Source organism: Streptomyces sp. NPDC036822 (assembly GCF_055609145.1).
Genome location: NZ_JBVJPY010000002.1, coordinates 653,690 through 677,973 on the forward strand (window position 1 = coordinate 653,690; position 24,284 = coordinate 677,973).

General features: G+C 73.6%; 16 protein-coding genes. 7 read left to right on the plus strand and 9 right to left on the minus strand.

All coding sequences use genetic code 11. The annotated features are described in order from the left end of the window. Positions 1-42: 42 nt before the first annotated feature. Both ACZ68P_RS07320 and ACZ68P_RS07325 read left to right on the plus strand, forming a co-directional pair. On the plus strand, positions 43-4,098 hold the full coding sequence (locus ACZ68P_RS07320; protein WP_471003800.1) for a trypsin-like peptidase domain-containing protein: 4,056 nt from the start codon (positions 43-45) through the stop codon (positions 4,096-4,098). Between the two features lie 31 nt (positions 4,099-4,129). After that, a complete protein-coding gene (locus ACZ68P_RS07325) occupies positions 4,130-5,095 on the plus strand; it encodes a bifunctional riboflavin kinase/FAD synthetase (RefSeq protein WP_471003802.1) in 966 nt (321 codons plus the stop codon). Positions 5,096-5,285: 190 nt separating this feature from the next. Here the strand turns inward: ACZ68P_RS07325 and ACZ68P_RS07330 are convergent, their stop codons facing one another. Next, positions 5,286-6,506, minus strand: a complete 1,221-nt coding sequence (locus tag ACZ68P_RS07330) for a cytochrome P450 (protein ID WP_471003804.1) — start codon at positions 6,504-6,506, stop codon at positions 5,286-5,288. A gap of 162 nt (positions 6,507-6,668) precedes the next feature. On the opposite strand from ACZ68P_RS07330, the gene ACZ68P_RS07335 reads away from it, so the two are divergent. Beyond that, a complete protein-coding gene (locus tag ACZ68P_RS07335; RefSeq protein ID WP_471003806.1) occupies positions 6,669-7,850 on the plus strand; it encodes a type III polyketide synthase in 1,182 nt (393 codons plus the stop codon). 53 nt (positions 7,851-7,903) lie between these two features. After that, on the plus strand, positions 7,904-8,857 hold the full coding sequence (locus ACZ68P_RS07340; protein ID WP_471003808.1) for a hypothetical protein: 954 nt from the start codon (positions 7,904-7,906) through the stop codon (positions 8,855-8,857). A 260-nt stretch (positions 8,858-9,117) separates the two neighbouring features. Here the strand turns inward: ACZ68P_RS07340 and ACZ68P_RS07345 are convergent, their stop codons facing one another. The 8 genes from ACZ68P_RS07345 to eccE all read right to left on the minus strand — a co-directional run bounded on the left by ACZ68P_RS07345 (position 9,118) and on the right by eccE (position 20,692). Then, the gene (locus tag ACZ68P_RS07345; protein ID WP_471003907.1) at positions 9,118-10,227 is read right to left on the minus strand and encodes an oligopeptide/dipeptide ABC transporter ATP-binding protein; all 1,110 of its coding nucleotides are present in this window, start codon (positions 10,225-10,227) and stop codon (positions 9,118-9,120) included. Positions 10,228-10,253: 26 nt separating this feature from the next. Beyond that, on the minus strand, positions 10,254-11,219 hold the full coding sequence (locus ACZ68P_RS07350; RefSeq protein WP_471003810.1) for an ABC transporter ATP-binding protein: 966 nt from the start codon (positions 11,217-11,219) through the stop codon (positions 10,254-10,256). Next, a complete protein-coding gene (locus ACZ68P_RS07355; RefSeq protein ID WP_471003812.1) occupies positions 11,216-12,103 on the minus strand; it encodes an ABC transporter permease in 888 nt (295 codons plus the stop codon). Before ACZ68P_RS07355 ends, ACZ68P_RS07350 begins: the two co-directional genes overlap by 4 nt. Further along, entirely contained in the window at positions 12,100-13,161 is a 1,062-nt protein-coding gene (locus ACZ68P_RS07360) for an ABC transporter permease (protein WP_471003814.1), read from the minus strand. Before ACZ68P_RS07360 ends, ACZ68P_RS07355 begins: the two co-directional genes overlap by 4 nt. A 4-nt stretch (positions 13,162-13,165) precedes the next feature. Then, entirely contained in the window at positions 13,166-15,025 is a 1,860-nt protein-coding gene (locus ACZ68P_RS07365) for an ABC transporter substrate-binding protein (protein ID WP_471003909.1), read from the minus strand. 180 nt (positions 15,026-15,205) lie between these two features. Beyond that, positions 15,206-18,316 (minus strand): SCO5717 family growth-regulating ATPase, encoded by a 3,111-nt coding sequence (locus ACZ68P_RS07370; RefSeq protein WP_471003816.1) that lies wholly within the window; start codon positions 18,314-18,316, stop codon positions 15,206-15,208. 226 nt (positions 18,317-18,542) lie between these two features. Continuing rightward, the gene (locus tag ACZ68P_RS07375) at positions 18,543-19,376 is read right to left on the minus strand and encodes a hypothetical protein (RefSeq protein WP_471003818.1); all 834 of its coding nucleotides are present in this window, start codon (positions 19,374-19,376) and stop codon (positions 18,543-18,545) included. Next, positions 19,376-20,692, minus strand: a complete 1,317-nt coding sequence (gene eccE, locus ACZ68P_RS07380) for a type VII secretion protein EccE (protein WP_471003911.1) — start codon at positions 20,690-20,692, stop codon at positions 19,376-19,378. Before eccE ends, ACZ68P_RS07375 begins: the two co-directional genes overlap by 1 nt. 190 nt (positions 20,693-20,882) lie before the next feature. Here eccE and eccB point away from each other — a divergent pair, with 190 nt between their 5' ends. From eccB to ACZ68P_RS07395, 3 genes are all read left to right on the plus strand, one after another. Continuing rightward, a complete protein-coding gene (gene eccB / locus ACZ68P_RS07385) occupies positions 20,883-22,439 on the plus strand; it encodes a type VII secretion protein EccB (RefSeq protein WP_471003820.1) in 1,557 nt (518 codons plus the stop codon). A 13-nt stretch (positions 22,440-22,452) separates the two neighbouring features. Then, the gene (gene mycP, locus ACZ68P_RS07390; RefSeq protein ID WP_471003822.1) at positions 22,453-23,727 is read left to right on the plus strand and encodes a type VII secretion-associated serine protease mycosin; all 1,275 of its coding nucleotides are present in this window, start codon (positions 22,453-22,455) and stop codon (positions 23,725-23,727) included. Between the two features lie 92 nt (positions 23,728-23,819). After that, positions 23,820-24,278 carry a hypothetical protein gene (locus ACZ68P_RS07395; protein WP_471003824.1) on the plus strand — a complete coding sequence of 153 codons (459 nt, stop codon included), beginning with the start codon at positions 23,820-23,822 and terminating at the stop codon, positions 24,276-24,278. The last annotated feature ends 6 nt before the right edge of the window (positions 24,279-24,284 follow it).

Consider the following 24,284-nt stretch of genomic DNA (forward strand, 5'->3'; position numbering starts at 1 on the left):
GTGTGCTTCTCGGGATGATCACCGCCGACCTACCGTCGTCCCATGGGACGCGGGGACCTGGCGACGCTGGTACGGATCTGTGATCCGGCGGGCCGTCCGAGCGGGACCGGCTTCGTCGCCGATGACCGGGGCACGGTGGTCACCAGCCACGAAGCCGTCGACGGAGTCGCACGACTCGTCCTGCGCGCCGCGCAGGGCGACCGCGCGTGCCGGGTGGACGGCGACGCCGTCACCGCCCTCCCCGAGTCCGGTCTCGCGCTCGTACGGACCGAGGGACTCGGCGTGCGCCCCCTGCCGATCAGCGCCCGCCGGGAGATCGAGGCGGGCACCTACGTACGGATCGCCGCCCACGGCTGGCGCGAGGCACGGGTGCTCGCCCCCGCCCGCGTCACCTACACCGCCACGGACCGCTTCCGCGTCCTCGGCGACGCCGTGGAGCTGGCCATCGGCACCGAGGGCGCCGAGGCCCTCCGCCGCGGCGGTCACGCCGCAGGCGGCCCCGTCCTCGACCCCGTCACCGGAGCCGTCCTCGCCGTCCTCGGCACCGCCCTCCACGGCGACCACCGAGCCGCCGGGTACGCCCTGCCGCTCGCGTCCGCCGGTCCGCTGGCCGACCTGCTGCGGCGCAACGCCGCCACCGTCCCCTGCTACGGCCACGATCTCAACCTCGCCGGAGTCCTGGAGCTGACCGCCACCTCCACCGGCTCCGCCGGCACCCCCACGGCCTGGTCCGCCGCGCCCGAGCCCGTCGAGCGCACCGCGTGCTTCCGGGAGTTCGCCGCCTTCACCGCCGGCGAGGCACAGGTCCTCGCGCTCGTCGGCGTCCCCGGCACGGGACGCACCACGGCGCTCGCCGCCCACTGCGCGCGCCGCGCCCGGGGAGCGGAACCCGCCCCCACCCTGTGGCTGCGCGGCGCCGACCTGCGCGCCGACGACACCTCCGTCGCCGACGCCGTCGGCCGGGCCCTGCGCCAGGCCGGCCGTATCGTCGCCACGTCCGGCGCCCGCGGCGACGCCACCACCGCAACCCCGGAACGGGCGGCCGCCCTCGCCCGGGCGGCGGGCCGCCCCCTGCTCCTTGTCCTCGACGGCCCGGAGGAGATGCCCCCGGCCCTCGCCCACCGCCTGGCCGCCTGGAGCAGGGGAACGGAGAGCTGGCTCCGCGCGCACGGTGCCCGCCTCCTGCTCGGCTGCCGCCCGGAGCACTGGGAACAGGCGGGCGGGCTCTACACACCCGCCGCCCTCCACCGCCCGGCTCCCACGGCGCGGGGCGGTCGCGGGGGGCCGGGCGGGGGAGGATACGCCGGTCCCGGCACGGAGCCGTCGACGGGTGCCGGTGCCCGGACCGGTGCCGTCGCGGACCCTCCGGCGCCGGCCGGATCCGCGGCGGTGTCCCTCCGGCCGGATCCGTACGCCGCGCCGCACCTGCCCGGCGCCGTCGTGATCGGGGACCTCGGGGAGGACGAGGCGCGGACCGCGCGGCGGCGCTACGGGCTCGCCGACGCCGATCTGGCCGGGGAGGACGCACGGCATCCGCTGGTGCTGCGACTGCTCGCCGAGGTACGGGAGGCGCTGCCCGGAGACGTCCCGGGCCGGCCGGGCCGGGAGGACGTCTTCTCGGCCCACCTGGATCTGATGTGCCTGCGCGTCGCGGTACGGATCGCCGCCGGATCCCGCCCCCTCGTCCGGGGCACCGCCGTGCGCCGGCTGGCGGCCCGGGTGGCGGGGCGGGTCCACGCGGCCGCCCGGCGATGTCTGGGCCCCGGCCAGGGCGAACTGGACCGGTTCTCCTTCGAGGAGATGTTCCCGTGGCGGACGGGCTGGGCCTCCGCCGTCCTGACCGAGGGCCTCCTCGTCCCGGCCGGCTCGGGCTACCGCTTCGGACACGAGGAGCTCGCGGACTGGCTGCAGGGCGCCCACCTGGACGTCGACGGGGCCCTGGACGCCCTGGTCCACCGCCCGCACGAGGAGGCCCCCGCCCGACTCTCCTCCGCCCGGGCCTCCTCCGATGTCCCCCCCTCGCCGCCCACCCCGCACGCCTCCGACGAGGAAGCGCCGCTGCCGGTGGGCGCGCCGCCGGGGTCATGCGGCTCGGCCGGTGAGCCGCCGCTTCCCTCGCCCGTCCCGTACGACTCCGGCGACACGACACCGGCCGGCGGACCGGCGGTACCCCTTTCGTATGGATCGGGGGGTGGCGAGGTGCCGGTTCCCGGGGCGGTACGGCCTCTCTCGTACGGATCGGGCGACGCTGAGGTACCGATTGCTCCGGGCGCATCGCCCGAGACGTGGCACGTCGGAGAGGGGGCGCCGGTGAACGAGGCCGCGCTACCCGCCTCGTACGGCCTCGCGGCCGCGCCGCCCGGCCCCGGGGGCCCGGCGCCGTCCTCCGTGCCCGCGCCGCGCCTCCCGGAAGGGGCGCGGGGGAGTGGCCCGTGCCCGCTGCCCGTACCGCGCCACCGCATCGGGCCCGTTCTCGAGGCGCTGCTTCTCGTGGAGCGGGAGCGGGGGTCCGCCGCGCTCGCCGCGCGGCTGGTGGGTCTGGTCGACGCGCTCGACCGGTTCTCGCGTGCCGGTCTCGATGCCACGGACGGTGCCTGGTGGGGCGGCCGCCTTCTCGCCGACTCCCTGCGGCGGGTGCCCGACCCGAGGCCGTACCTCCCCGTACTGCGCCACCTCGCCGACCGCGTCGGAGCCCGCCCGCCCGGCGGATCCCACGGGCCGGCCGGCGCCTTCGCGCCGTTCGGCCCGGCGTTCTGGGACACCCTGCGCGTGGGGGAGGACGAGCGCATGGACCTGCTGCGGCGGCTGGTGACCGCCGACGGCCCGCCCGGCCCGGGCGGGCCGCCCCGCCACCTCGACGCCGTCGCCGCCCGGCTGGCCGCCGACCCCCGGGGGGTGCAGCCGCTGCTCTGCCGATGGTTCGGCGACCCGCGAGCGCTGCCCGCCGCCCCGCACGCGACCGTCGGCACCGCGGCGCAGGCCCTGCTCCACACACACCGCCGCCGGGCCGTCGACGACCTGTGCGAGGCGCTCGTCGCGACCGCGCACCCGCTCGCCGACGGCCTCCTGACCGCGCTCGCCGAGGACGAGCCGGCCGCCCTGTGCCGGGCCGTCGACCGATGGGCACACGACGACGGACGGCCCGAGCGGAGGGCGGCGGCCGCGACGTACGGAAACCTGGTCGCCGGGCACGTCACGACCGGCGCCGACCGCGAACTCCTGCGGTACGCCGCCCTCGCCCTCCTCGCCCGCCCCCGCGACCCCGCCCTGCACGGGCCCGCCCTCGGCATCCTGATCCGCGACCCGCACACCCGCGCCCGCCACCTCCCCCGGGCGCTCACCGAGCCCGGCGTACCCGCCGCGGCCCTCACCGCGGCGCTCCCCGCCGACCCCGAGCCGGTCCTCGCCGCCCTCCAGGCCCGCCTCGACGGCCCCGAGGCCGCGGCCGGCGAGGTGACGGACGCCCTCGCGGAGATCACCACGCCCGCCCTCGCCCGCCGCGCCGCCGCCCTCGTCCGCGCGTACGTCGACCGCCACCCCGGCCCCGGGCCGGCCCGCCACGCCGCCGCCTACGCCGACCGCAGGCTGGAGCACGGCCCGGCCGCGCGGGCCGTCCTCTTCCCGCTGGTGACCGGGCTGCTCCGGGACCACCCCGCCCACGTCCGCACGGCCCTGGCCCCCGTCCTCGCCGCGCCCGGCACCGGCGCCTCGCGCCTCCTGCGGACCGAACTCCTCGACGTCCTGCTGAGATACGAGGAGGAGGAACCGGGGAGCCCGGCCGTCCTCGACGCCCTGCTGCGCGCCGCCGCCCTCGGCTGCGACCGGCGCCCCGAGGTACGCACCCGCGACCTCGTCCACCGCGTCGGACTGCTCCTCGTCCGCACCCGCGAGGGCGCCGACCGCTTCGACCGAAGGATCGCGGAGCTCGCCCGGGAGGTACCGGCCTTCGCCGCCGGGCTGGCCGGCGGACCGGCCGACGACCCCGCCGCCTGGGCCGCGCTCGTCGGCGCGGACACCCGCAGGACGGTCGAGAGCCTCGGCAGTTCCATGCCGATGCGAACCGAAGGCCGTGGACATGGCAGTCTTAGACCTGCGTAATCGGCGAACAGGCGGACGAGGAGCGGTCACAGTGCAACGCTGGCGTGGCTTGGAGGACATTCCCCAGGACTGGGGACGCAGCGTCGTCACCATCGGCTCCTACGACGGTGTGCACCGCGGGCACCAGCTGATCATCGGGCGGGCGGTGGACCGCGCGCGTGAGCTCGGCGTTCCCTCGGTCGTCGTCACCTTCGACCCGCACCCCTCCGAAGTCGTGCGGCCCGGCAGTCACCCGCCGCTGCTCGCCCCACACCACCGGCGCGCGGAGCTGATGGCGGAGCTGGGCGTCGACGCGGTGCTGATCCTGCCCTTCACGGCCGAGTTCTCGCAGCTGTCCCCGGCGGACTTCATCGTGAAGGTCCTCGTGGACAAGCTGCGTGCGAAGGCCGTCATCGAGGGCCCGAACTTCCGCTTCGGTCACCGCGCGGCCGGCAACGTCGCGTTCCTGGCCGAGCTCGGCGCCACCTACGACTACGACGTCGAGGTCGTCGACCTCTTCGTCAGCGGTACGGCCGGCGGCGGCGACCCCTTCTCCTCCACGCTCACCCGCCGTCTGGTCGCCGAGGGCGACATGGAGGGCGCCGCCGAGATTCTCGGCCGCCCGCACCGCGTCGAGGGCGTCGTCGTGCGCGGTGCCCAGCGCGGCCGCGAGCTCGGCTTCCCGACGGCCAACGTCGAGACCCTGCCGCACACCGCGATCCCGGCCGACGGCGTGTACGCGGGCTGGCTGACGGCCGCCGGCGAGCGCATGCCGGCGGCGATCTCGGTGGGCACGAACCCGCAGTTCGACGGCACGGAGCGGACCGTCGAGGCGTACGCGATCGACCGCGAGGGCCTCGACCTGTACGGCCTGCACGTGGCCGTCGACTTCCTGGCGTACGTCCGCGGCATGCTCAAGTTCGACACGCTGGACGACCTGCTCGACGCGATGGCCGGGGACGTCAAGCGCTGCCGCGAGCTGACCGAGGCGTACGACCGGGACCGCCCCACCACCTGACGCGCGACGCCGACGCGTGGGGCCCGCGCTCCCGGGGCGCTGTCGCCGGGCCTTGCCCCCGATTCGCTGTCGCCGGGCCCGCACGCACGTCCGGCCCGCGCCGGGCCCCCGCCCGCGGCCGACCCGTAGGGGCCGGACCCCGGCGTGAGCCCGAGGCGGGCCGTGGCCGTCCGGTGGCGCCGCGCCGCGGTCACCAGGTGACGATCAGCTCCTTCGGGCCGCGGATCAGGCCCTTCGACTGGAACACCGTGTCCTCGGGCGCCCCCGCCAGACGCAGGTCCGGATAGCGCCTCAGCAGCGTCGAGAGCATCACCTCCGACTCCATCCGCGTGAGCATCGCGCCCATGCAGTGGTGCGGCCCGTGCCCGAAGGACACGTGCCCCGTACCCGTCCGGTCGAAGTCGACCTCGTGCGGGTCCTCGAAGACCTCCGGGTCCCGGTTGGCGGCGAGGTAGGACGCGTACACCGCCTCACCCGCCCGGATGAGCACCCCTCCGACCTCCACGTCCTCGGTGGCGATCCGCGGCAGCCCCACGCCGTTGCGGTGCGGGATCCAGCGCAGCAGCTCGTCCACCGCCTGCGGGAGCAGCTCCGGCTCCGCCCGCAGACGCGCCATCAGGTCCGGACGGGTGAGCAGCAGGTACACCATGTTGGCGCTGTTGTTGCGGACCGCGTGGGCACCGCTGATGAGGATCGCCATGGCCAGCGACACGGCCTCGTCATTGCTGATCCGGCCCTCTTCGAGGGATTCCGCGAGCACCCCGGCCAGGTCGTCACGCGGCTCCGCCCGGCGCTGTTCGAGCAGCCGGGTGATGTAGCCGTGGATCTGGGCCTTGGCCGCCTTGCTGCTCGCCGGCCCGGGGCCCGAGGACAGGATCAGGTCGGGCCAGGACGCCAGCTCCGCGCGGTCCTCGTCGGGGATGCCCAGCAGATCGCAGACCACGGCCATCGGCAGGGGCCCGTGCAGATGCCGCATCAGATCGGCGGGACGGCCCGACTCCTCCATCCCGTCGAGCAGCCGGTCCGCGGTCGCCTGTGCGAGGGGGCGCAGCCGTTTGGTGCTCTGTCCGGTGAACGCTTTGGTCACGGCCTTGCGCAGCTGGGTGTGGTACGGCGGATCGGCGTAGTTCAGGGCCGCCTTCGAGGCCACCATGTGGCCGGTCATGCCGGTCACCATGCGGTCGAGCAGGGCCGTCCGGCTGAACCGCGGATCGGACGTCACCATGCGGACGTCCTCGTACCGCGTGACGAGCCAGGCCTCGTTCTCGGCGGCGAACGGCAGTCGGATGCGCGCCACCGGCTCCTCGGCGAGGAGCTCGGTCAGCAGGGGGTCGAAGTCCAGCGCGGGCAGGTCGTCGACCGCCCAGGTGCGTGCCGGCCGCGCCGCGGCCGTCGATTCGGAGGTGGTCATGGGGTGGCTGTTCCCGGCCGGAGGAGCCGCCGACACGCCCGGCGGCCACAGCCCCCTGAACGGAGGACGGGGCCGTGGGCCGGGTGCCGACACGGCCGGTCGGGTGACGCTCCGTGAGCTTTTCGTGACTCTCGCGGTTGCGGGGTCGCGAGCCCCGGGTGAATGTGGCGGCAGTTCACGGCGTACCTGAACGAAGGAGCGAGTCTCGTGGTGACTCTGTGCAAACCCGCGGTGGCCGTACCCGAGTACGTGATCACAAGGGAGGAGACGCTCGATCTCGCCCGCTCGCGTCATGCCGATCACCCCCAACTGCCGCTGGCCCTCCGGCTGATCGAGAACACCGGCGTGGCCCAGCGGCACATCGTCCAGCCCATCGAGGAGACCCTGAAACACCCGGGCTTCGAGGAACGCAACGTGCGTTACGAAGCCGAGGCGAAGGCCCGGGTGCCGCGTGTGATCGAGGAGGCCCTGCGCAACGCCGATCTCCGCCCCGCGGACATCGACATGATCGTCTACGTGTCGTGCACGGGGTTCATGATGCCCTCGCTCACGGCCTGGCTGATCAACACCATGGGCTTCCCCAGTCACACCCGGCAGCTGCCCATCGCCCAGCTCGGCTGCGCGGCGGGCGGCGCCGCCATCAACCGGGCGCACGACTTCTGCGTGGCGTACCCGGACGCCAACGTCCTCATCGTGGCCTGCGAGTTCTGCTCGCTGTGCTACCAGCCCACCGACCTCGGTGTCGGTTCGCTGCTCTCCAACGGCCTGTTCGGCGACGCGGTCGCCTCCGCGGTCGTACGGGGGCGCGGCGGCACCGGGATCGCCCTGGAACGCAACAACTCCCATCTCGTCCCCGACACCGAGGACTGGATCGCGTACAGCGTCCGGGCCACCGGATTCCACTTCCTGCTCGACAAGCGGGTGCCGACCACCATGGAGCCGCTGGCTCCGGCGCTCCGCGAGATCGCGGGATCCCACGGCTGGGACGCCGGCGATCTGGACTTCTACATCATCCACGCGGGCGGGCCCCGGATCCTGGACGACCTGAGCCACTTCCTCGAAGTGCCGCCCGAGGCCTTCCGGTTCAGCCGGGCCACCCTCACGGAGTACGGCAACATCGCCAGCGCCGTCGTCCTGGACGCGGTGCGCCGGCTCTTCGACGAAGGCGGCCTGTCCGAGGGCGCCCGCGGCATCGTGGCCGGCTTCGGCCCCGGCATCACCGCGGAGATGTGCCTCGGACGGTGGACCAAGGCCGCCGTTCCCTCCCTGGAGGCCGACCTCAACACCCGCCGGATCGTCGGCTACTCGCCCGCGGCGCACCCCGCGCGCACCACGACCGCCTGACCGTTCGTCCCCCTGGCGCCTATCTCGCCATTTCCGCAAAGGAGACCCACGCAATGTCAGACACCACCTCGTCGTCCCTCCGCAAGGCCGTGCGCGGCCCGGCCGCGATGACCGCGCTGCTCGCCGGCGTGGCCGTCGTGTCCGTGGCCGGAGCGCCCGCCCAGGCGTCGGCCCCGCACAAGGGCCGGGTCCCCATGCACCAGTGCTGGGTCAACGACGTCCCCGCCCCGCCCGGGAACCAGGTCAACGGCACCCCGAAGGACGACCACATCTTCTGCGACAGCGACCTGGAAGGCGTCACCGTCTCGGGTGGCAACGGCAACGACATCATCGAGATCAGGGGCCTGGTCATCGACTCGGCGGTGTCGGGCGGCGAGGGCAACGACGTCATCCGCGCCAAGCACCTGGTCCCCCAGACCACCTTCAGCATGGTCCGGGGCAACCGGGGCAACGACGTCATCAAGGTGGCGACCGTCCGGGGCGACGGGGCGAAGCTCGGGGCCGTCGTCCACGGCGACGACGGCGACGACAAGATCACCACCGGCTCGGTGTCCGGCGCGCCCGGGCAGTTCAACCGCGGCGGCGGGATCGTCACCGGCAACGACGGCGCCGACACCATCCGCACGGGCGTCATCGACTTCTCGGGCCGGGTCCTCGGTGGCAGCGAGAACGACACCATCGAGGCCGAGGCCCTGGGCCCGGAGTCCGGTGGGCTCATCCAGTCCGGCCCGGGCGACGACAAGATCAGCGGACCGCGCGGCGCGACGCTGGTCGTCGGCGAGCACTGGGGGACGGTGGACGCCGGTGTCGGCAAGGACACCTGCCTGGTGAAGTCGGTCTCCACCCGGACGTCGATCAGCTCCTGCGAGTCGATGCCGGCGGCGCAGGAGGGCGCGGCCAAGCCCGGCGGGCCGACGGAGCAGCAGCCGACGGGTCCGGCGGCGGGCGACCCGTCCCAGCCGGGCGGCCCCACCGACCAGGAGCCGGCGGAGCCGGTCGAGCCGTAGTCCCGACGTGCGTCCGGCCGGCCGGCTCGGTCACCGAACCGAGCCCGGCCGACCGGTCGCGTCACCTCCCCGCCTCACCCGAGCCGGTCGTGTCACCTCCCCGGTTCACCCGAGCCGGTGACGTCATCTCCCCGGCTCACCCGAGCCGGTCGGGCCGTGTTCGGAGCCCGGCCGGCCCGGTCGTGCCACATTCCCCGGCCCGGCCCATCGGCCGCGGCCCCATTCCCCGGCCCGGCCGGTCCGACCCGGTCAGGTTTCCGTCACCCGTGTGCCGCCACCCAGTGGCACGCCACCTCCCGCGCACCGCTGCCGCCGCCGAGGACCGCCAGGTCCTCGCCGCGGCAGCGGTCCGCGACCGCGGCCGCCTCGCCGGAGGCGAGGACCTGGCAGCGGGCGTGGAAGCGGCAACCGGAGGGGATCCGGGACGGGTCCGGGGGCTCGCCGGTCAGCACCACCGGCTCGCCCCCGGAGTCCGGAAGCACCGACAGCAGCGCCCGGGTGTACGGATGCCGGGGCGAGGTCAGTACGGACTCCACGGATCCGGTCTCCACGATCCGCCCCAGGTACATCACCGCCACCCGGTCCGCGATGTTCCACGCGAGACCCAAGTCGTGGGTCACGACCAGCGCCGACAGACCCAGATCGTCGCGCAGGCGCAGCAGCAGGGCCAGGATCTCCCCGCGTACCGACGCGTCCAGGGAGGCCACCGGCTCGTCCGCCACGATGAGTTCCGGTTCGAGGACCAGGGCCCCGGCGATGACGACCCGCTGGCGCTGCCCGCCGGACAGCTCGTGCGGATAGCGCAGGAAGAACCGCTCGGGCGGCCGCAGCCCGGCCCGCGCGAGCGCGGCGGCGACGGCGGCCCGTTCGTCCCCGCCGTACGCGTGGATTCGCAGCCCCTCCGCCACCGCGTCGTACACCGTGTGCCGCGGGTTCAGCGAGCCGCTCGGGTCCTGGAGGACCAGCTGGGCCCGCTTCCGGTACGCCTTCAAAGCGCGGGAACCGTAGGACAGCGGCTCGCCGGCGAAGCTGATCGTCCCCGACGTGGGCGGCACCAGGCCGAGCAGCGACCGGGCCAGTGTCGTCTTGCCGCACCCCGACTCGCCCACCAGCGCCACGATCTCGCCCGCGCCGATGTCGAGGTCGACCCCGTCCACCGCGCGCGCGGCCGGAGCGCCACGCCGCCCCGGGAAGACGATCCGCAGCCCCCTCGCGGACAGCAACGGACGCGCCCCCGGGGCCTCCGCGCGCACGGGTTCCGATGAGGTCGCGGTTCCCGGAGCCGCCACGTCCGACGCCACCTCGTCCGACGCCGCCGCCGGCGAAAGCGGCGAGGGTCCGCACGGTGCCCCCGGCGGTGCGGCCTCCATCGGCGAGGCGTCCGGCTTCAGCGGTTTCATGAGCCACTCCCGACGTGTACGCAGGCCGCCCGGCGCCCCGCGCCCGCCTCCCGCAGTTCCTGGTCCCGCTCCCCGCACACCTCCACCGCCACCGGACAGCGCGGATGGAACGCGCAGCCGCCCGGCAGGTCCGCCGGATCCGGAGGATCGCCCGGCAGCCCGCGCGGCGCCAGGCGCGACGCCGGGTCGCCGATCCTCGGGAACGCCGAGGACAGCGCCCGCCCGTACGGGTGCTCGGCGGCGTCGTACACCGTCCGCGCGGGCCCCTCCTCGACCACCCGGCCGGCGTACATCACCGCGAGCCGGTCGCAGGTGTCGGCGAGGACGGCCAGATCGTGGCTGATCATCAGCAGGCTGATGTCCTCGTCGGCGACCAGCCGCCCGATCAGCCGCAGGATCTGCGCCTGGATCATCACGTCGAGCGCGGTCGTCGGCTCGTCCGCCACGATCAGCCGGGGGTCGCAGGCGAGCGCCATCGCGATCATCACCCGCTGGCGCTGCCCGCCGGACAGCTCGTGCGGGTACGCCGCCGCCCGCGCCGCCGGAAGCCCCACCTGCTCCAGCAGCTCACCGACCCGCCCGCGCGCGGCCGCCGGGGTGGCCCGCCCGTGCACCAGAAGCGGTTCGGCGATCTGGTCGCCGATCCGGTGCACCGCGTTCAACGAGTGCATCGCCCCCTGGAAGACGATCGACGCCCCCGCCCACCGCACCGCCCGCAGCCGGCCCCACCGCATGGTCAGGACGTCCTCGCCGTCGAGCAGGATCTCGCCCGTCAGCCGGGCCGACGGCGGAAGGAGCCGCAGCAGCGCCAGCGCCATCGTCGACTTCCCGCAGCCGGACTCGCCCGCCACCCCCAGCTTCCGCCCGGCGTCCAGCGTGAGGTCGACCCCCCGGACGGCGGGGACCGCGGCCGCGCCCGACCCGTACGTCACCCTCAGGTCGCGGATCTCCAGGAGGCTCAACGCCCCACCCCCAGCTTCGGGTTGAGTACGGACTCGATCGCCCGGCCGCACAGCGTGAAGGCCAGCGCGACCACCGCGATCGCGATCCCGGGCGGGGCGAGGTACCACCAGTGACCGGACGAGACCGCGCCCGCCTCCCGGGCGTCCTGCAGCATGCCGCCCCACGAGACGACGGTCGGATCGCCGAGGCCGAGGAACGCCAGCGTCGCCTCGGTGAGGATCGCGGTCGAGATGCCGAGCGTCGTCTGCGCGAGCACCAGCGGCATCACGTTGGGCAGCACATGCCGGCTCATGACGTGCCCGTGCCCGCCGCCCAGCGCCGTGGCCCGCTCGATGTACGGGCGGGACTCCACGGCGATCGTCTGGGCGCGCACCAGCCGGGCCGTCGTCGGCCAGCTCGTGACACCGATCGCCAGGATCACCGTCCACATCGACCGGGACATCACCGTGGCCAGCACGATCGCCAGGACGAGCGTCGGCATCACCAGGAACCAGTCGGTGATCCGCATGACGACCGTCGAGAACCAACCGCCGTAATGGCCCGCGACGATACCGACCACCGTCCCGATGGCGACCGAGAGGGCCGCCGCCAGCAGCCCGACGAGGAGCGAGATCCGCGCGCCCCAGATCAGCAGTCCGAGCAGCGAGCGCCCGAACTGGTCCGTCCCGAGCGGGAACGCGGCGCTCGGCGGCTCCATGGCCGTCCCGGGCGCGTTCGTCACCGACTGCACGTCGGCGCCGACGGTCAGCGGCGCGAGCAGGGCGGTCAGCGCGATCAGCGTGAGCGCGGCCAGGCCGTAGAGCCCGGCGCGGTGCGTGCGGTACTGCTGCCAGAAGCGGGACACGGCGTTCCGCCGCCGCGCCCAGGTCAGAGAGGTCGTCATCGGCCCACCCGGGGGTCGAGCAGCGGATAGAGCAGGTCGGCGACGAGGTTCGCCACGATCATCGCTCCGGCGAAGACCACGAAGAGGCCCTGCACGAGCGGCAGGTCGGGCACGCTGAGCGCCTGGTAGAACAGCCCGCCGAGCCCCGGCCAGGAGAAGACCGTCTCGACCAGGATCGAGCCCGCCACCACATGGCCCAGGTTGATGAAGACCATGGTGACGGTCGGCAGCAGGGCGTTCGGTACGGCGTGCCGACGGCGCACGGCATCGTCGCGCAGCCCCTTCGCCCTCGCCGTCGTCAGGTAGTCGCCGCCCATCTCGTCCAGCAGCGAGGAGCGCATGACGAGCAGGGTCTGTGCGTACCCGACGGCGACCAGGGTGAGGACCGGCAGCACCATGTGGTGGGCGACGTCGAGGACGTACGCGAAGCCGGTCTCGCCGGTGCCCGACTCCATGCCGCCCGTCGGGAAGAGCCCGGGGACCGGGCCGATGCCGACGGAGAACACGATGATCAGCAGCAGGCCGAGCCAGAACGACGGCACGGACCAGAGGGTCAGCGCCAGTCCGGTGTTGACCTTGTCGCCGAGACGGCCGTGGTTCCAGGCGGAGCGGGTGCCGAGCCAGAGCCCGAGCGCGGAGTAGAGCGTGACGGCGACGCCGGTCAGCAGCAGTGTCGCGGGGAGCTTCTGGGCGATGAGCTCGCCGACCGGGGCGTGGAACTGGTACGAGGTGCCGAGGTCGCCGCTCAGCGCCTTGGCGCAGTACTCGGTGAACTGCTGCCAGAGCGGCAGGTCCAGGCCGAACTGCCGTCTTAGCGTGGCCAGTTGTTCGGCCGACGTCGGTACGCCGTGCGTCATCGCCTTGACCGGGTCACCGGGGATGATCCGGAAGAGGAAGAAGCTGGTGACGAGCACGGCCAGCAGCGAGACGGCCGCGCCGCCCAGCTTGCCCGCCGCGTGGCGGAGGTAGCCGAGGGCGGTGCCGGTGCGGGAGGCGCCGTCCGTGGCGCGGACCGGTGCGGTCCGCGCCACGTCGGCGGGGGTGCCTGCCGTCGTCACGCCGCTACTCGCGGTCGTCGGCGGTGGAGCGGCGCCGGACGGCGGTCCAGACGCCGACGGCGACCAGGACGAGCGCGAGGGGGCCGAGCACCAGCCAGAGCGTGGCCGAGGAGCCGGAGTCCCCGCCGTCGGCGGAGCCGGCCGCGGGCACGGCGGACCACCAGCTCCAGTAGCCGTCCTGGCCCCAGAGGTTGCCGGCGGCCTCCGGCATGGTGGTGATGGACGCGATCTGGTCGGTGCGGTACGCCTCGAGGGCGTTCGGGTACGCCATGATGTTCATGTACCCGGTGTCGTACAGCCGGGACTGCATCCGCTTGACCAGATCCGCCCGCTTGGCGGCGTCGTACTCCACCGATTGCCGCGCGTACAGCCCGTCGAAGGCCGGGTCGCAGATGAAGTTGTCGGTGGCGCCGGTGTCCTTCGGCGTCGCGGGCAGCGTGCCGCAGGTGTGGATCGACAGGACGTAGTCCGGGTCCGGGTTCACCGACCAGCCGTCGAAGGCGAGGTCGTAGTCGCCCTTCGTCCACGGGTCGCCGACGTTGTCGAGACACTCCACCTTCAGCCCGATGCCGAGCTCGCCCCACCACTCCTGGAGGTACTTGCCGACCGCCTTGTCGTTCGGGTCGGTGGCGTGGCACAGGATCCGGAAGTCCAGCGGCCGGCCGTCCTTCCCGACCCGCTTGCCGGCGCCGTTCTTCCGGTACCCGGCCTGGTCGAGCAGGAGCGCGGCCTTGGCCGGGTCGTAGCCCAGCTTCTGTCCGGCGGCGGGCTGCCAGAAGTACTGTCCGAAGCGCGGCGGGATGTAGCCCTCGCCCTCCACGGCGTGGCCCTGGAAGACCTTGTCGACGATCGTCGTCCGGTCCACGGCCAGGAAGAGCGCCTTGCGGACGGCGGGGTCGAGCAGAGCCTTGTGACCGTTGCCGAAGGTCTTGCCGTCCTTGGACCGGGCGCCCGGGTTGGTCGCCAGCGCGAAGAAGCGGCGCCCGGGAGCGTCGTTGACCTTGATGTTCTTCGCCGACTTCAGCGCCAGCGCCTGAGCGGGCGTCAGGTTCGGTACGAAGGACACCTCGCCCTTCTGCAGCGCGGCGACGGCGGCGTCCCCGTCCTTGTAGTACTTCAGGACCAGCTCGTCGAACTTGGGCGCACCGCGCCAGAAGCCTTTGTTCGGCTTCAGCTTGATGTACTGGTCGACCTTGAAGTCCGTGATGACGAAGGGGCCGTTGCCGACGATCGGGAACTGCTTGTCGTTGTTGAACTTCGAGAAGTCCCCGACCTTCTCCCAGACGTGCTTGGGCACGATCGGCACGTCGAGCGCCGTCATCGTCGCCTGGGGCTTCTTCAGCTCGATGACGAGCGTTCGCGGGTCGGGCGCCGTGACCTTCCGGAAGTTGGACGTGAAGCTGCCGTTCGCGGTCGCGGCGTTCTCGTCCGTCATCATCTTGTTGAACGTCCACGCGGCGTCCTCGGCCGTGGCCTGCTTCCCGTCGGACCACTTCGAGTCCGTACGGATGGTGTACGTCCAGGTCAGCTTGTCGGGGGAGGCCTTCCACTCCGTCGCGAAGCCCGGGATGGGCTTCGCGTCCTTCACGTCGTAGTTGGTGAGGTACTCGTAGGCCAGCCGGTGGACGGTGGTGGAGACGAGCTTCTGGGCGAGGAAGGGGCTCAGGGAGTCGACGCTCTGCGAGACGGCGACGGTGAGCGTGGTGCCGCCGCCCTTCGGGTCGTCCTCGGCGGGCGGGGCGGCCTGGGCGGCGGCCTGCGGGACGACGACCGCGGTCGCGGTGACGCCGGCGGCGAGGAGGAGTCGGAGGAGGCGGGGACTTCGGCGGGGGGCGACCGGGCGGGGTGGAACCTTCGTGACCATGACCATGGGACGTGACCTCGCGTCGTGGATCTTTGGGCGCCAACTGGTGATGCGAAGGTCTATCAGCGGTGGCCGAGCGCCGTCAACGATGACTCAAACCCCTTGTGTACTGCGGGAATACGAGGAGGCTCCGCACCGGAGAACCGGTGCGGAGCCTCATTGGTCCATTCCTCTGACGCCTTACTGCTGAGGGGCTGGCGGCGCCTGCGGAGGCTGCTGCTGCCACCCCGCCGGCGGGACCTGGCCGCCCTGCGCCTCGGCTCCCGGATGCGGGGCCGGCGGATGCTGCTGCCAGCCCTGCGGGACACCGGGCTGCCCGGGCTGTTGCGGGTAGGGCTGCTGCTGGGGGTACGGCTGAGGCTGCCCCTGCCCCTGGGGCGGATACGGCTGCTGCCCGGGGTGGCCGGGCTGTCCGCCGTACGGCTGCCCCGGCTGCGGGGCCTGGGGCGCGTACGGCTGTCCCGGGGCGGGCTGCCCCGGCTGCTGCCCCTGCTGCGGGTACGGCTGCGGCTGTGGCTGACCGGGCATCGGCGGGGCCATGTGCGGTGGCATGCCGCCCTGGGGGTCGCCGGTCCACAGCCCCTGCGCCTGCTGTGCCCGCACGAAGTCCTCGGCCACCATCGCCGACAGGTGGAAGTACGCCTCGCGGGTCTTGGGCCGCATCATGTCGAGGTCGACCTCGGCGCCCGCCGCCAGGTGCTCGTCGAACGGCACCACGACGACGCCGCGGCAGCGGGTCTGGAAGTGCTGCACGATGTCGTCGACCTTGATCATTTTTCCGGTCTCGCGGACCCCGGAGATGACCGTGATCGAGCGCTGCACCAGCTCGGCGTAGCCGTGCGCGGAGAGCCAGTCGAGCGTCGTCGACGCGCTGGAGGCGCCGTCGACGGAGGGCGTCGAGATGATGATGAGCTGGTCGGCGAGGTCGAGCACGCCGCGCATCGCGCTGTAGAGCAGGCCGGTGCCCGAGTCGGTGAGGATGATCGGGTACTGCTTGCCCAGGACGTCGATCGCCCGCCGGTAGTCCTCGTCGTTGAACGTCGTCGAGACGGCCGGGTCCACGTCGTTGGCGATGATCTCCAGACCGGAGGGCGCCTGCGAGGTGAAGCGGCGGATGTCCATGTACGAGTTGAGGTACGGGATCGCCTGCACGAGGTCGCGGATGGTGGCCCCGGTCTCGCGCCGCACGCGGCGGCCGAGCGTGCCGGCGTCCGGGTTGGCGTCGATCGCCAGGATCTTGTCCTGCCGCTCGGTGGCGAGCGTCGCGCCGAGCGCGGTCGTCGTCGTGGTCTTGCCGACACCGCCCTTGAGGGAGATGACCGCGATCCGGTAGCAGGACAGGACCGGCGTACGGATCAGATCGAGCTTGCGCTGCCGCTCGGCCTCCTCCTTTTTGCCGCCGAGCTTGAAGCGGGAGGCCGCGCCGGGCGTCCGGCTCGACTTGGCCTTCTGCTTGTTGTTGCGCAGCAGACGGTCGGAGGAGAGCTCCACGGCCGCGTTGTACCCGAGCGGGGCGCCCGGCACGGAACGCTCGCGCTGGTCGTGCGTGACGGCCGTGGGCCAGGCGGCCCCGGTCCGCGGGTCCATCGGAGGCTGCTGCCCCTGCTGCGGGTGGGCCGCCTGGTGCGGCACGGATGCCTGCGGCTGCTGCGGTGCCTGCTGCGGGGGCGCCTGGTACTCGGCCGGCATCTGCCCCGCCGGCGGGATCTGACCGGGCGCGGGCTGGGAGCCGGGGTGCGGGAAGCCGTAGCCGCCCTGGGGGGCGGGGGGCGTGCCGGGCTGCTGGGCGGCCCCCGGGTGCGGGAAGCCGTAGCCGCCCTGCGGCGCCGAGTGCGCACCCGGCTGCGGGGCGGCGCCCGGGTGCGGGAAGCCGTACCCCCCTTGCGGGGCCGGGGCCGGGGCCGGAGCCGGGGTGGCGGGTGCGCCGGGGTGCGGGGCGGCGCCGGGGTGCGGGAAGCCGTAGCCGCCGTGCGGGGCGGGTGTGTGGCTGTCCGGCGCCTGCGCCTGCGGAGGTACGGGGGCGGGCACCGGCGCGGGCATGGGCTGAGCGCCGGGGTGCGGGAAGCCGTAGCCACCGGGCGCGCCCTGCGGCGGCACGGGCGCCGGGGCGCCCGGCACCGTCGGGGCGGGCCAGGAGGCGGCCGGCGGCAGCGGCGCGGCGGGCGGTACGGGCCCGCCCTCCGGGGGCGCGGGCCACTGCGGCGCCGCCGTGGGCGCCGCCGGCTGGAACGACGGGGGCAGCGGCGGCAGTCCGGCGCCACCGGCATGCGGAGGAACGGGGCTCCACTGCTCGGGCGCGGCCGACGGCGCCGCCGAAGCGGCGTCCTGCGGAGCCGCGGGCTCGGCGGAAGCGGCGGGGGCCACGGGGCCGGCGTCGTGCGGGGCGGCGGGAGGCGTCTCGCACGTGACGGAGGGCGCGGTGTCGCCGACGGAGCCGTCCGTCTCCCCGGTCCCGGCCGTGTCGACGGCCTCACCGTTCGTGCTGGACGCGGCCCCCTCGGAAGCGTCGTGCGCGGCGGGCTGCTCCGGCGTACCGGCCGCGTCGGCGGGCGCGTTCGTGTCCGGACCGGCCGTGGAGCCTTCGCCGGCGGCGTCGGCGGTGCCGCCACCCGTGGAGGAGACGACGGCCGGGTCGGCGGCGGCCTCCTGCTCGGGCGCGCTGTCCGGGACGCCCTGGGCGTCGTCGTCGGCGGCGTCCGCCGGGGCGGAGGGTTCCTCCGCGGGCTGCTGCGCTGCGGTCTCGGAACCCGCGGGCGCGTCGGCCACGGGCGGCGGGACGGGCGCCCCGCCCGACGGCGGCTCCGCCGCGGCGGGCTGCTCGGCACGGGCGTTCTCCGCGCGCTCGGCGATCTCCGCCATCTCGCGCTTGAGCGTGGCGGGGGAGAAGCGCATCGTCGCGCCGCTCTCCAGGTCACCGCCCCCGAAAGAGCCGCCGTCCGCCGGGCCCGGAGCCGCGGCAGGCCCCGGAGTTGTGGCCTGACCGGGAGCGTCGGGGGCTGCCGGAGTCTGCGCCGGAGGCGTGGGCGGGGGCGTCGTCGGCGCGGGCGTCCACGGCTGCTGCGGTTCGAAACCACTCCCGGAAGGGATCCCGGGCACGCCGACGGGCGCACCGGTGGGCGGCGGTGGGGTCGCGCCGCCCCCGCCCCCGCTGCCCGACGCGTTCTGCGTGTACCAGGCCGGAGGGGTGTAGTCGATGGTGAACTCACCCGTCATCTCGGCGGGATCCGCGTCGGACTGATCATCGACGGGCGGATTCCAGCCCCCGTGGATCTCGTCCCGATCGCCGTTCACTTTGCCTCCTGGTGTGGTCGCGCACCCTTGTGCCGTCGTGGGCGGGCCCTTCCCACCCTAATCGCCAACAGAGTCGATGGGGCAGGGCGGACGGCCCACCCCCGCCCACCCGCAGGTCACGTCTCGCCCCGAAGTGACCTACCCACATCGCAGAGTGAACCGTGAGGTGATCGCGCGGCACCGCACATCGGTACATAAAGGGACGCACCTGAAAAGTCGCCGAGGGTCAGTCCATGCGCCGGGCGCTGCCCAACAATCCGGTCTCGGCATCCGTCGCCTGGGTCATGACGAACTGCCGGTCGCCGGGCGTGCACCAGAGGGTCACTCCGTCGGCGAGCGTCGACAACGCCTCCGACTCCGCGCGCGGGATCCCCATGATGCGGCCGATCTGCGTGGCCTCGTCCGGAGACACCCGCTGCACACCGACGAGCGAGGACTTCTCCAGCAACCGCGGTGCCACCGGGCTCAGGTAAGGCAGCAGCGTCACCACCGACTGCCAGGGCCCCGACACGACCCGCCCGCGCGGCGGCCGCATCCCGCAGTCCCGCACGACGACGACCGGACTGCCGGCCGAGGCACCCTGCGGCGGGACCCGCCCGACGTCGTGGAGGGTGATGCAGGGCTGCCCACCGCCCGCGGCCTGGGCCAGCGCCGTCCAGGCGGGCGCCCGGCCGGTCTCCACGGCGATCCGCGCCCCCGTGGCGGCGGCGCGCAGCGCCATCACCTGCGCCGTCCACAGCCCGCCGATGAGCGTCACGTCGTATGGAGTGGGACGGTTGATGCCCAGCACCGCGGGCCGGCCCTCGGCGTCCACACCGATGACCATGCCGTCGTCGCCGACCGGCAGGCCCAGCGCGCCCAGTTGCTCCAGCGGCACCGCGTGGCGGTCGCGTCGCGGCCCGATGAGCCCGAAGCCGAACCGGGGCCTGGAGGCCCTGCCCGTACCCCGGCCGGACCCGCCGTGTCTGCCGCCACCCGCGTCAGGGCGCGCACCCCTGCCCGCGCCGGCGGACGAGGAGGAGGAAGGGAAAGGAGAAGAAGGAGAAGAAGAGAAGGACATCAGCGCGCACCCCCCAGCGGCAGCGAGGCCAGCATGCCCGGCACCTGTTCACGGTCGAGCCGCACCAGGCCGGTCCGCACCCCGCGTGCCGCGCGCTCCAGTTCGTGCCGGGCGGCCACCAGCTCCTCGTCGCTGCGCCCGGTGATCCGTACGTGCCCGGTCACCGTCACCTCCTGACGGTCACCTCCGCTCAGCGTCAGACTGAACGTCGTCGCCAGCGCCGGAAGCGAGGTCAGCAGGGCGACCAGCTGCGGCATCGAGGCACCCGCGCCCCCGCCGCCCAGCTGGGGCCAGCGCCCCACCCAGTACGTCGTGTGCCGCCGGTCGTCCACCCGCCAGGTCCGGGCCGTCTCCTGGGTGCGGCGCGCCTGCGCCTGCCCCCGGCCGGCCTGCGCGATGGCCATCGGGCTCGCGCACGTCGACGTGGCGATCGCCGCCGTCAGCTCCTGCTCGGTGAGCACCGTCGCCTTGAACCCCGCGCCGGCCAGTCGGCTCGCCAGCTGGTCCGCCGCCCGCACCACACACTTCTGCGCGCCCTCCAGGCCGCCACCGCGCGCGGCGACCGCCTCCGGGCACAGCTCGGGGTCGAGCTTCAGCGCGACCCAGGTGATCCGCAGCGCCGGGGAACCCGTCTGCGCCTGCAGCGGACCGTAGTTGCGCGCCGCCATCGACTGCGCGGGCAGATGAGGGGCGGGAGCGGGCTGCGTGTGCTGCACGATCTGCGCCGACTCCAGCCGGATGCCGTCCACCTCCAGCACGTCCCGTACCAGCGCGACGGGCAGGGGCCTCGCCGAGCGGTCCGGACGCAGCGCCGTGGCCTCCGACTCGACGCGTACCACCACCGTGAGGAACGTGCCGTCACCGATCAGGCCGACCGGCCGCCGGTCCCGGTCGCCGTACGCGTACGTCCGCAGCGCGGGATCGCACTCCACCACCGGCGCGAGCCCCGGCTCCGTGCCCTCGGGCAGGACGAGCGAGGCGGCCCGCCGGGTCCGCGCGCGCAGGGCGAGGAAGGTGCCGAGCCACTCCGGCATCGAACGGCGGTGCCTGCGCACCACCGCGAGCAGCACGAGCAGCGCGGCGACCACACCCGCGGGGACCAGCAGCAACGGCTCCACGACCCACGCCACGAGCAGCAGCGCGGCCGCGACCTCGATCAGTACGAGCTGTTGCAATCGGAACGATCCGAAGTGTCCGGGACGCGCCTGGAGTCGTGGCGCCACCGACGCGGCGGCGGGGGCTCCGCCCGATGCGTTCCCCGGGGCGGCGGAGGAGGGCGCGGCCGCCGCGTGCCGCGTCCGCGTCGCGGATGCCATCATGGAGAATCCCCCCAATTCGTCCCGATCACCCTGGCCCGCCAGGGCTTTGGCGGCTGGATCACCCTACCCGCCCCACAAGCACGACCGGACAGCAGGCATAGTAGGGGGCCGGTCCGACAGCCGGAGCCCGGGTGCCATGCTCCCCGGGCTCTCGTGTGAAGACTGCGTCTGACGAATATGGGGACTCATGGCATCACGGCGGGATGAGCTCAACGCGTACACCTTTGCGAAGAAGCGCACGGTGGCCGCATTCCTCCAACCTTCGCCCTCGGGGACGGAGGAGGGAGCGCCGAGGCCGCTGCGCGCCGTCGTCCCCGGCCTCATCATCGGCGCGCTCGTGCTCGCCGGCTTCGGAGCCTGGGGCATGTTCAGCCCCAAGGCGCCCAAGGGCTGGGACGAGCCGGGCACCAAGGTGATCGTCGGCAAGCAGTCGACCACCCGCTACGTGGTCCTCTCCACCGGCAAGGGCAAGAACAGGAAGACGCTGCTCCACCCCGTCCTCAACCTCGCCTCCGCCCGGCTGCTGCTCACCCCGCAGAAGTTCTCCGTCATCCAGGTCGACGACGAGACGCTCGACAAGGGCAACCCGCCGCGCGGCCCCATCCTCGGCATCCCCTACGCCCCCGACCGGCTCCCGTCCGCCGGTGAAGCCGGTACGGCCAAGCGCTGGGCCGTCTGCGAGCAGCCCGGCGGCGGAGCCGGATCCAGCGTGCAGAAGGCCACCTTCGTCTTCTCCCAGCGCGACTTCGCGCGCACGGAGGGCAAGGGCCAGAAGCTCGTCGACGGCCAGGTCATGTACGTCAAGGGGCAGAAGGACAGCGCCCGTTACCTCATCGACCACACCGGTACGAAGTACCTGGTGCCCGGAACGCCCGACGAGTCGGCCGGACTCACCACCGCCCTCGTCGGCCTCAGCAAGGAACCGCAGGCCGTCACCGACGACTGGCTCGCCACCCTGCACACCGGCAGCCCCGTGGAGTTCCCGCAGATCGCCGGCAAGGTCGGCGACCCGGCCGGCCTCGGCGGCGGACTGAGCAGGACCGAGGACCGGGTGGGCATGGTCCTGCTGGCCCAGACGGGCTCCGGACCCCAGCACTACGTGGTCCTGGCCGGCAAGGTGCAGCCGGTCTCCGAGTTCACCGCCTGGCTGCTCATCAACTCCCCGCAGACCGACACCCTCGACATGGACGGCAAGGCCACGGCCGTCGACGCCGCCTCCTTCACCCCCGACGCCACCACCTTCGGCGCGCAGTACCGCTGGCCGTCCCGCAAGTCGACCCAGGTCAACGCCGTCAGCGGCGCCGGCGCCCGCGACACCGTGTGCAGCGTGCTCAACAGCGTGGACGCCAAGGGCAACACCACCCTCACCACCTGGGCCGGCACGAAGTACCCGGCCGAGATCACCGCCGGCGGCACCAGCACGTACGTGACGCCCGGCAGCGGCCTGCTCTACACCCAGATCCAGGGCAACCAGACCGCGCCCGACGGCTCCCTCTTCCTCGTCACCGACACCGGGCTGCGCTACGCCGTCCAGGCGAACGGCGACAGTGACGCCGCCCGCTCCGACATCGGCACCGGCGACCAGCAGAAGCAGACCGACGGCCGCCCGGAACCGAGCGAGGCGCAGACGCGTCTGGGGTACGAGAAGGTCACACCGGTCCTCGTCCCGATCGTGTGGTCCGAGTTCCTGTCCAAGGGGCCGCGACTCGACACCAACAGCGCCCGTCAGCCGCAGGGTTCGTAGGGGAGTGGCAGTGGTGACGTACCGGAAGGCGGCCCTTCTCACCGCCACCGCCCTGACGGGCCTGCTGGCCCTGCCTCCCGCCGCGCACGCGACGGACGGTGGCGGCGGTCCGCGCGTCGACAGCGGCGGCGGTCCGCGCCTTGATGGCAGCGGCGAGTGCACCTTCCCCATGAAGAAGCAGATCGAGGGCATTCCCTGGTCGCTCCAGCGCGTGCTCCTCGACGAGCTGTGGCAGGACACCAAGGGCAAGGGCATCCGGGTCGCGGTCATCGACACCGGGGTCGACGACGTCAACCCCCAGCTGAAGCCCGCGGTCGACGCCAAGGCGGGCAAGGACTACCTCAAGCCCGACAAGAACAACCCGAGCCCCGGGGACGACAAGCGCGGCAAGACCGACGGCACGGTCGACGAGGTCGGCCACGGCACCAAGGTCGCCGGCATCATCGCCGCCCGTCCCCGCGCCGGAACCGGCTTCGTCGGGCTCGCGCCCGAAGCGACGATCATCCCGATCCGCCAGAACGACGAGAAGAACAGCGGCAAGTCCGACACGATGGCGCAGGCGATCGACCACGCCATCGCCAAGGGCGCCCACGTCATCAACATCTCGCAGGACACCACCCAGCCGCTGAGCCCGGAGTCCTCGATGGCCCAGGCCGTCGCCCGCGCGCTCGCGAAGGACATCGTCGTCGTCGCCTCGGCCGGCAACGACGGTATGGACGGCAAACTCAAGAACACCTACCCGGCCGCCTTCCCCGGGGTCCTCGCCGTCGCCTCCTCCGACCGCAACAACGAACGGGCCGCGTTCTCCCAGTCCGGCAGCTTCGTCGGCGTCGCCGCACCCGGCGTCGACATGGTCTCCACCGTCCCCGGCGGAGGCCAGTGCGTGGACAACGGCACGAGCTTCTCCGCCCCGTACGTCTCCGGAGTCGCGGCCCTGCTGCGCGCCAAGCACAAGGACTGGACCGCGGCCGAGATCGTCGCCCGCATCGAGCAGACGGCCGTACGGTCCATCAACGGCCGTGACAACCACGTCGGTTGGGGCGTCGTCGACCCGGTCCGCGCCCTCGCCGACGGCGCCGTACGCCAGGCGGCCCCGAAGGCGGACCCGGGCCCGCCCAAGCCTCCGGCACCCGAACCGGCCCACCTGGCCCTGACGGAGACGCCGCAGGAGCGCACGGAACGACTCGCCACCTACGCCCTGGGCATCGCCGGCGTGCTCGTGGCGGTGGTCGCCGGGACCGCGACCGTGGTCCGGGACAGCAGACGGCGCCACGGAGCGGCCCGGTGAGCCGGGTCCCTCCGAACAGCGCTTTGCAGTTGGAACTGTCGTACCAAATGGCTAGAGTGGTTCAAGAGTTCACGTGACGAGGGGGCACTGAGGTGGAAGCGCCGATCGGGGGCGGCAAGCAGGGGCTGGAAGTCGGAGAGGTCACTCTCCAGAGCTTCTACACCCGCATGCAGAAGCTCGTCGAGGAACTGAAGGGCTCGCCCGCCGAGCACAAGAAGATCGGCGAGCAGAAGGTCACGGCGGCGTCGTACGGCACGGGCTTCGCCGCGGCCACGGAACTGCACACGGCGTACGAGAAGGTCCGGACGAGGCTGGAAGAGCTGACGCGGACCTTCGGCGAGACGCTGGAGGCGATGGGCATCGCCGCCAACATCGCCGACAAGGGCTACACCGGGGTGGACGAGGAGGAGCGCGAGCGCTACGCCGCGATCCAGAAGCGCCACAAGGACGAGTACGAGAAGCGGAACAGCACCGACGGCCACGCCGGCGACAAGCCGCAGCAGCCTGCCAAGGACGCGGGCGGCACCGGGGATTCCGGCGGATTCAGCTAACGGGGG

Excerpts from the sequence above, each read along its gene's own strand:
- ACZ68P_RS07365 (WP_471003909.1), bottom strand. The coding sequence starts at position 15,025 with ATGGTCACGAAGGTTCCACCCCGCCCGGTCGCCCCCCGCCGAAGTCCC.
- ACZ68P_RS07335 (WP_471003806.1), top strand. The coding sequence starts at position 6,669 with ATGTGGCGGCAGTTCACGGCGTACCTGAACGAAGGAGCGAGTCTCGTG.
- ACZ68P_RS07345 (WP_471003907.1), bottom strand. The coding sequence starts at position 10,227 with ATGGAGGCCGCACCGCCGGGGGCACCGTGCGGACCCTCGCCGCTTTCG.
- ACZ68P_RS07320 (WP_471003800.1), top strand. The coding sequence starts at position 43 with ATGGGACGCGGGGACCTGGCGACGCTGGTACGGATCTGTGATCCGGCG.
- ACZ68P_RS07330 (WP_471003804.1), bottom strand. The coding sequence starts at position 6,506 with ATGACCACCTCCGAATCGACGGCCGCGGCGCGGCCGGCACGCACCTGG.
- eccB (WP_471003820.1), top strand. The coding sequence starts at position 20,883 with ATGGCATCACGGCGGGATGAGCTCAACGCGTACACCTTTGCGAAGAAG.
- ACZ68P_RS07375 (WP_471003818.1), bottom strand. The coding sequence starts at position 19,376 with ATGTCCTTCTCTTCTTCTCCTTCTTCTCCTTTCCCTTCCTCCTCCTCG.
- ACZ68P_RS07340 (WP_471003808.1), top strand. The coding sequence starts at position 7,904 with ATGTCAGACACCACCTCGTCGTCCCTCCGCAAGGCCGTGCGCGGCCCG.
- eccE (WP_471003911.1), bottom strand. The coding sequence starts at position 20,692 with ATGGCATCCGCGACGCGGACGCGGCACGCGGCGGCCGCGCCCTCCTCC.
- ACZ68P_RS07355 (WP_471003812.1), bottom strand. The coding sequence starts at position 12,103 with ATGACGACCTCTCTGACCTGGGCGCGGCGGCGGAACGCCGTGTCCCGC.